Annotated in this window: 6 protein-coding genes; 1 reads left to right on the forward strand and 5 read right to left on the reverse strand. The window is 73.4% G+C overall.

The window, feature by feature from the left end; all coding sequences use genetic code 11:
• Positions 1-3: 3 nt before the first annotated feature.
• The 3 genes from rpe to fmt form a co-directional block, all read right to left on the reverse strand.
• Positions 4-690: a ribulose-phosphate 3-epimerase gene (gene rpe / locus ACWDAG_RS38045; RefSeq protein WP_351466681.1), complete on the reverse strand. Its 687-nt coding sequence runs from the start codon at positions 688-690 to the stop codon at positions 4-6.
• A 90-nt stretch (positions 691-780) separates the two neighbouring features.
• Entirely contained in the window at positions 781-2190 is a 1410-nt protein-coding gene (locus ACWDAG_RS38050; protein ID WP_450700130.1) for an RsmB/NOP family class I SAM-dependent RNA methyltransferase, read from the reverse strand.
• Between the two features lie 89 nt (positions 2191-2279).
• Positions 2280-3212 (reverse strand): methionyl-tRNA formyltransferase, encoded by a 933-nt coding sequence (gene fmt, locus ACWDAG_RS38055; RefSeq protein WP_450700131.1) that lies wholly within the window; start codon positions 3210-3212, stop codon positions 2280-2282.
• Positions 3213-3470: 258 nt separating this feature from the next.
• Here fmt and ACWDAG_RS38060 point away from each other — a divergent pair, with 258 nt between their 5' ends.
• On the forward strand, positions 3471-4013 hold the full coding sequence (locus tag ACWDAG_RS38060) for a hypothetical protein (protein ID WP_450700132.1): 543 nt from the start codon (positions 3471-3473) through the stop codon (positions 4011-4013).
• A 269-nt stretch (positions 4014-4282) separates the two neighbouring features.
• Here ACWDAG_RS38060 and ACWDAG_RS38065 read toward each other — a convergent pair whose 3' ends face one another.
• Both ACWDAG_RS38065 and ACWDAG_RS38070 read right to left on the reverse strand, forming a co-directional pair.
• Entirely contained in the window at positions 4283-6436 is a 2154-nt protein-coding gene (locus ACWDAG_RS38065; RefSeq protein WP_450700133.1) for a primosomal protein N', read from the reverse strand.
• A 393-nt stretch (positions 6437-6829) separates the two neighbouring features.
• Positions 6830-7261, reverse strand: a 432-nt coding sequence (locus ACWDAG_RS38070; protein ID WP_450700134.1) for a methionine adenosyltransferase domain-containing protein, incomplete at its 5' end; no start/stop codon positions are given.

Genomic DNA, 7261 nt, shown 5'->3' on the forward strand with positions numbered 1-7261 from the left:
GGCTCAGTGGTCGCACGCCCAGCTCGCCTGGGCGGTCACCGTCTCCGCCTGGGTGCGCAGTGCACGTACCGCGTGCGCCGGGTCCTCCGCTCCATACACCGCCGAACCCGCGACGAAGACGTCCGCCCCGGCCTCGGCGCAGCGCTCGATGGTGGAGGCGGAGACTCCGCCGTCCACCTGGAGCCACAGTTCGAGGCCGTGCTTGCTGATCAGCTCGCGGGTGCGGCGGATCTTCGGAAGCATGATGTCGAGGAACGCCTGCCCGCCGAAGCCCGGCTCAACCGTCATGATCAGCAGCATGTCGAGCTCGGGGAGCAGGTCCTCGTACGGCTCGATGGGCGTGGCGGGCTTCAGGGCCATGGAGGCGCGGGCACCCTTGGCCCGGATCTCCCGGGCGAGCCGGACCGGCGCGGCGGCCGCCTCGACGTGGAAGGTGACGGAGGAGGCCCCCGCTTCGACGTACTGCGGGGCCCAGCGATCGGGGGCCTCGATCATCAGATGGCAGTCCAGCGGGGTGTCCGTCGCACGGGCCAGGGACTCTACGACCGGCACGCCGAGCGTGAGGTTCGGGACGAAATGGTTGTCCATGACGTCGACGTGGAGCCAGTCGGCTCCTTCGACCGCCTTCGCCTCGTCCGCGAGGCGGGCGAAGTCGGCGGACAGGATGCTGGGGTTGATCTGCACGGCCATGACCCAAGCCTGCCATGTCCGGGCACGTTTGTTCGCGCCGGTCCAGACCTGAGACGTTCATAGGATGTTGTGACGGCACTCGGCGCGACGTCAGCCGGTCCTCCGGATGAGCGCCAGATACATGGCGTCGGTCCCGTGCAGATGCGGCCACAGCTGTACGTCGGGGCCGTCGCCGAGGTCCGGTACGCCCGGCAGCAGGGGGCGCGCGTCGATCAGCTCGGCGTCTGGGTGCTGCTTGAGCAGGTCGTCCACGACGGCCCTGGTCTCGGCGAGGTGCGGCGAGCAGGTGGCGTAGCCGACGACACCGCCGACCCGCACCGCGTCCAGCGCGGTGCGCAGCAGGGCGCGCTGCAGCGGCCCGAAGCCGTCCAGGTCCTCGGGACGGCGCCGCCAGCGCGCCTCGGGCCGCCGGCGCAGTGCGCCGAGCCCGGTGCAGGGCACGTCCATCAGGACGCGGTCGAAGGAGCCGGGCCGCCACGGCGGGCGGGTGCCGTCCGCGGCGATGACCTGATACGGCCCGGGGTTGCCGCGCAGGGCCTTCGCCACCAGGCCGGCCCGGTGCGGCTGCTTCTCGGAGGCGAGCAGCGTCGCCCCCCGCTCGGCGGCCAGCGCCCCGAGCAGCGCCGCCTTGCCGCCGGGTCCGGCGCATCCGTCGAGCCACTTCTCGTCCGGCCCGTCCAGCGGAGCATTGGCCAGCGCCAGGGCGACGAGCTGACTGCCTTCGTCCTGCACGCCCGCGCGGCCGTCCCGTACGGCCTCGATCGCGCCGGGCTCACCGCCTTCGGAGAGCCGCACGGCATACGGCGACCAGCGCCCCGCGACGGCGGCCTCCTCCCGGAGCAACTCCTCGGTCGTGGCCCGCCCGGGCCGCGCGACCAGGGTCACCTCGGGCCGCTCGTTGTCCGCCTCCAGCAGCCGCTCGATACCGGCCCGGCCGCCGCCGAGCGAATCCCACAGCGCGGAGACGACCCAGCGCGGATGCGAGTGCACGACGGCCAGGTGGTCCTCGGGGTCGTCGTCGTAGGGCGGCGCCACGCGCTCGATCCAGGTCTCCAGGTCGTCCTGCGCGACCTTCCGCAGCACGGCGTTGACGAACTTGGCCCGCCCGTCCCCGAGTACGACCCGGGCCAGCTCGACGGAGGCGGACACCGCGGCATGGGTCGGAATCCGCGTCCCGAGCAGCTGATGCGCACCGAGACTCAGCACATCAAGGACCGGCGGGTCGACCTCGCGCAACGGCCGGTCCACGCAGGCGGAGATGACGGCGTCGTACGTCCCCTGCCGCCGCAGCGTCCCGTACACCAGCTCGGTGGCGAGCGCCGCGTCCCGCCCGTCGAAGTCGCCCCTCTCCCGCGCCTTGCGCAGCAGGGGCGGCAGCACGAGGTTGGCATACGCGTCCCGCTCGTCCACGGCCCTCAGCGCCTCGAAGGCGAGGATGCGGACGGGGTCCTTCTTGGGCCGGCGGTAGGGCTTGCCGGGCTTGCGGGAGGTGTCGCTCACGAAAAAAGTGCTCCGGATGTCTGATGTGGATACGCCCCAAGGGTACGTCCCGCTCGTCCCCCCGCCACCCGCCGGGCACCTCCCCCTTGCTACCCGCCGAGGGCCTCCCCGTCCGCGATCCGCACCCCGCGCGCCCAGTCCGCCGCCCGCATCGGCTTCTTGCCCTGGGCCTGCACCCAGAGCAGCTCGACGGCGTGCGAACCGGTGCCGACGTGGACGCTGTTCTTGCCCACGGCCAGCTGCGCCGGTGCGAGGTCGGCCCGGTCCGGCGCGGGCGCGACCTGGATGAGCTTGAGCCGCTCGCCGCGGAAGGTGGTCCAGGCGCCGGGCGCCGGGGTGCAGCCGCGCACCACGCGGTCGACGCGCAGGGCCGGGGTGGCCCAGTCGACCTGGGCGTCCTCGACGGTGATCTTCGGGGCGAGGGTGATGCCCTCGTTCGGCTGCGGTACGGCCTTCAGCGTGCCGTCCTCGATGCCGTCCATGGTCGCGGCGAGCAGCCCCGCACCGGCGAAGGCGAGCCGGGTCAGCAGGTCGCCGCTGGTGTCGGTGTGCCGGATCTCCTCGGTGACGGTGCCGTAGACGGGCCCGGAGTCGAGCCCTTCCTCGATGAGGAAGGTGGAGGCCCCCGTGATCTCGTCCCCCGCCATGATGGAGTGCTGCACAGGCGCCGCTCCCCGCCAGGCAGGCAGCAGCGAGAAGTGCAGATTGACCCAGCCGTGGGCGGGGACGTCGAGGGCGACGCGGGGCAGCAGGGCGCCGTAGGCGACGACGGGACAGCAGTCGGGGCCGATCTCCCGCAGCCGCTCCAGGAACTCCGGGTCCCGCGGCTTGAGCGGCCTCAGTACCTCGATCCCGGCCTCCTGCGCCCGCTGCGCCACGGGCGAGGCGACCAGCCTGCGCCCCCGCCCGGCCGGCGCGTCCGGCCGCGTGACGACGGCGGCCACCTCGTGCCGCCCGGAGGCGATGAGAGCGTCCAGAGCGGGAACGGCGACCTCGGGGGTACCGGCGAAGACGAGCTTCATGGGTGGGCGGGGCCTCTCGGGCGGGGGCTGTTGCGGCAACGCACAAGTCTATGACCACGCCCGGAAAGCTCCACGTCTGCGGCCGAGGGACGCGACGAGAGGCGCGAATCAGCACCGCGGGGGGCGTACGCATATGCCCCTACGCCCCCAGACCGTGACCCCCGAAGCAAAAACACGTTGGTCAAGAAAGAGTTGACCACAACGGGCCGCAATCGCGCGGCCCGGATCCTTTTCAACGCCGGTTCGAGAGGCTTGTTCATGGCCGACCACGCAACCCACGACGCCCAGGCTCGGGCCAGCCTGCACTTGCTGGTGCGGGACATCGAGCGGGTCCGCCGGCAGGTGGACGCACTGCGCACGCTCACCGCACAGTTGGGCAATGTCTACCGCCCGCGCCGCTCCGGCCCCTCCACGGGCTTCGTCGTGTACGGACGCGCTCCCGCCCCGACGGTCCGTCTCGCGCAGGAGCTGCGGGACAGTGTCGAGACCCTGGTCACGGCTGCGGTCGATTTCGACCGCTCCCTCGGCTTCTCGTGGGACGCGGTGGGTTCCGCACTCGGGGTCACCAAGCAGGCGGTCCACCGCCGTTACGGCGCCCGTCGCGCCGCGGCCCAGGCGGCCGCCGAGACCGAGCGGGCCACCGAGCCGGCGGGCTCCCGGGCGGTCGGCGTGACCACCGGCATCCCGACGGTACCGACGGTCCCGGCCGCGCGCTCCATGCCGACCCAGCCGACCGCCGGCAGCCCGTCCCTCCGCGACGAGGCCAGGCCAACGGCCTTCCCCGGCCCCCGCAACGGCTGAACCACCTCTCCCCCTGCCCTCCCGGACGGCCCCGGGAGGGCAGACGCACGTCGGAGCACGACTCGGAGAGCCGGAAGCGGCCCCCTCGGGCCGGGCGCACCCGACATCCCACGGTCTCGCCCCATGTCCGACGGCCACCCGACCCGAGCCACGCAGTCTCAGTCGCTGTCCGGCGACACCACCGACGTCACGCGGTTTCACCCGCTGTCGGACCACGCGCGCCACCGGCCGCTGCACTCGACGTCCAGCGGCCCCGGCGCCCAACCGTCTCACCCGATGTCAGGCGGATCGATCCGCACCCGGACCAGGGCCTCTCCGGCCCCCCGTGCCATCCGCGCAGCCTGCGCGGCCTTCAGTGCCGAGGCCAGTGCGGCTCCGCGCCCCGGTGGTACCCGAACCAGTGCCCGCTCCCAGTGCTCCCCGGGCGGAGGCGCTCCCGCCCGCCGCGGCCGTCCGACTTCCGTGACCGGCAGCGGCACGGGTCCCAGCACCTCGGCCTCGCGGGGCAGTTCGGCCGTGCGCAGGAATTCGGCGACCGCCTCGCCGTCGCCGGAGACCGCCGCCATCCGTGACACCGGTGGAAAGCCCAGCTCGGCCCGCTCGGCGAGCTCCCGCACCGCATGCCCGACGGGATCCCACCGCACCAGCGCCTGTACGGGCCGCAGCGTCGGCTCGGCGACGACCACCACGGTGCCGCCGGCGCTTTGCGGCCGGACGAGCGCGGCGGCCGCGAGCCAGCGCCGCAGCGCGTCCTCGCCGGCGCGCAGGTCGGGCCGGCTCAGCATCGCCCAGCCGTCCAGCAGCAGGGCCGCCGCGTAGCCGCCCTCCGCGACGGGCTCAGCGCCGGGTGTGCTCACGACCAGCGCGGGCGCGCCCGGCACGGTGTCCAGCACATGCTCACGCCCGGAAGTCCGCACCGGAACGGCGGGAAACGCCCGCCCCAGTTCCTCGGCGGTGCGCCGCGCCCCCACGACCTGCGCGCGCAACCGGAATCCGCCGCACTCCGGACAGTGCCAGCCGCTCTCGTCCCGCCCGCACCACGCGCACCGCAGTGCGGCCCCGGCCTCCTGTCCCGCCAACGGGCCGGAGCAGTGCCGACACCGCGCGGGCGCCCGGCAGTTGGCGCACGCCATCCGAGGGACGTAGCCCCGCCGGGGCACCTGTACAAGCACCGGCCCCTGCCTCAGCCCCTCCCTCACGGCCTGCCAGGCAAGGGTCGGCAACCGGGCGGCCCGCGCCGCCTCGTCCCGCGCGAGGTCCGCGTCCCCCACGGTCCGCACCAGCGGTGCAGCCCTCCTCACCTGCTCCCGCCCGGCGACGAGCGGCCGGGCCCAGCCGGTCTCGACCAGCTGTGCCGCCTCGACGGTGCAGCTCCAACTGCCCAGCAGGAAACCGCACTTGTCCTGCGCGGCCCGCAGCAGCAGCACCTCCCTCGCATGCGGCTGGGGCGCGTGCTGCTCGCTGTGGCTGTCGTCCCCGTCGTCCCAGATGGCGACGAGGCCGAGGTCCTGAACCGGCGCGAACATGGCGGCCCGGGTCCCGATGACGGCCCGGACGGCTCCCCGCCGCACCGCGAGCCACTCCCGGTACCGCTTCTCGGGTCCGGCGTCGGCGGTGAGCACCGCATGCCGCCCCTCCCCCAGCAACGCGGTCAGCGCGGCATCGACCCGTGCCACCGCCCGTCCGTCGGGCAGCACCACGAGCGCACCGCGCCCGGAGACCAGCGTCGCCGCCACGGCCCGCGCAAGTTCGTCGCTCCACTCGGCCCCTGGCAGCGCATTCCACACCGCGCGCGGCGCACCCCCCGATGCAAGCGACTCAAGAAACGCGGCCCCCCGCTCGTACCGCACCCAGGAGCCCGCCTCCGGCATCGCCGGCGGCGGCAGGGGCTCGGGCGAGGGCCGCTGCTCGGCCCGCGCACTGCGCGGCGGAACGGCGAGCTGGAGCACATCGGCAAGACTTCCCGCATAGCGATCGGCGACGGCCCGCGACAGCCCCAGCAGCTCCTCGCTCAACACCCGCTCTGGCGAAACGACCTGGGCCAGCGCTGCGAGCGGCCCGGAGTAGTCGGACTCCGCGAGCCTCTCGACAAGAAACCCGTCGATCAGCCCGCCGCCCTCGCGCCGCCCGTCCCGCACCCGATGCCGCCCGGCCCCGAAGCGCACCCGCACCCGCACACCGGGCTGAGCATCGGCATCGAGCTCCTCCGGCACCGCATAGTCGAAATACCGGTCAAGATGCAGCACCCCCTTGTCGACCAGCACCCGGGCGACAGGCAGCTCCTTGGCCAGCGCGGCCCCCCGCCAGGTCCGCGGCTTGGCCCTGGGCACCTCGGCCTTGCGCACACTCTCCCTGATGAGCGCAAGCTGCTCGGGCGGCGCACCCTCCGCCCCGCCGTCCGTCGGCCCGTTCTCGCTGCTCACGCTTGCATTCTTACAAAGCCCACTGACAACGCCGCCGGCCCGAGATCACCCCGGACGCGGATCACGAACGCCGTACGGCGCTTCTGCCTTGGGCCGCTCGGCCATACCGGTCCAGAACCGGCAGCAGGATTCGAACCTGCGAGGGGTCAACCCAGAAGTATCCGCAACCATCGCACCGGGCCACGTCGGCTCTCCCGAGATCGGCACGGCAGCGGCACACCGTTTCCAGAATCACCGCGCGCACAAAGCGCACTCCACCGAAGGAACCGCGGCCATCGCACCGGGAGATGATCAGCGTAGGGGGCAACCGGCACGGCGGGCCAGCCGTTTACGGCCCGAACACCGAGGCCCGGCTCCCCCAAGGGAACCGGGCCGGAGGAAGAGTCGCGGAGCCTACAGCCCCGCCGCCTTCCGCAGCGCGTCCACGCGGTCCGTCTTCTCCCAGGTGAACTCGGGCAGCTCACGGCCGAAGTGGCCGTAGGCGGCCGTCTGGGCGTAGATCGGGCGGAGCAGATCGAGGTCGCGGATGATCGCGGCCGGACGCAGGTCGAAGACCTCGTCGATGGCCTTCTCGATCTTCTCGTGGTCGATCTTGGCGGTGCCGAAGGTCTCGACGAACAGACCGACGGGCTCGGCCTTGCCGATGGCGTACGCGACCTGGACCTCGCAGCGGGAGGCGAGGCCCGCGGCGACCACGTTCTTGGCCACCCAGCGCATCGCGTACGCGGCGGAGCGGTCGACCTTGGAGGGGTCCTTGCCGGAGAAGGCGCCGCCGCCGTGGCGGGCCATGCCGCCGTACGTGTCGATGATGATCTTGCGGCCGGT

This window comes from Streptomyces sp. NPDC001157, assembly GCF_053598255.1.

What these genes read in the sequence shown, in the direction of transcription:
- rpe (WP_351466681.1), bottom strand. Translation starts at nt 690, where the DNA reads ATGGCCGTGCAGATCAACCCCAGCATCCTGTCCGCCGACTTCGCCCGC.
- fmt (WP_450700131.1), bottom strand. Translation starts at nt 3,212, where the DNA reads ATGAAGCTCGTCTTCGCCGGTACCCCCGAGGTCGCCGTTCCCGCTCTG.
- ACWDAG_RS38060 (WP_450700132.1), top strand. Translation starts at nt 3,471, where the DNA reads ATGGCCGACCACGCAACCCACGACGCCCAGGCTCGGGCCAGCCTGCAC.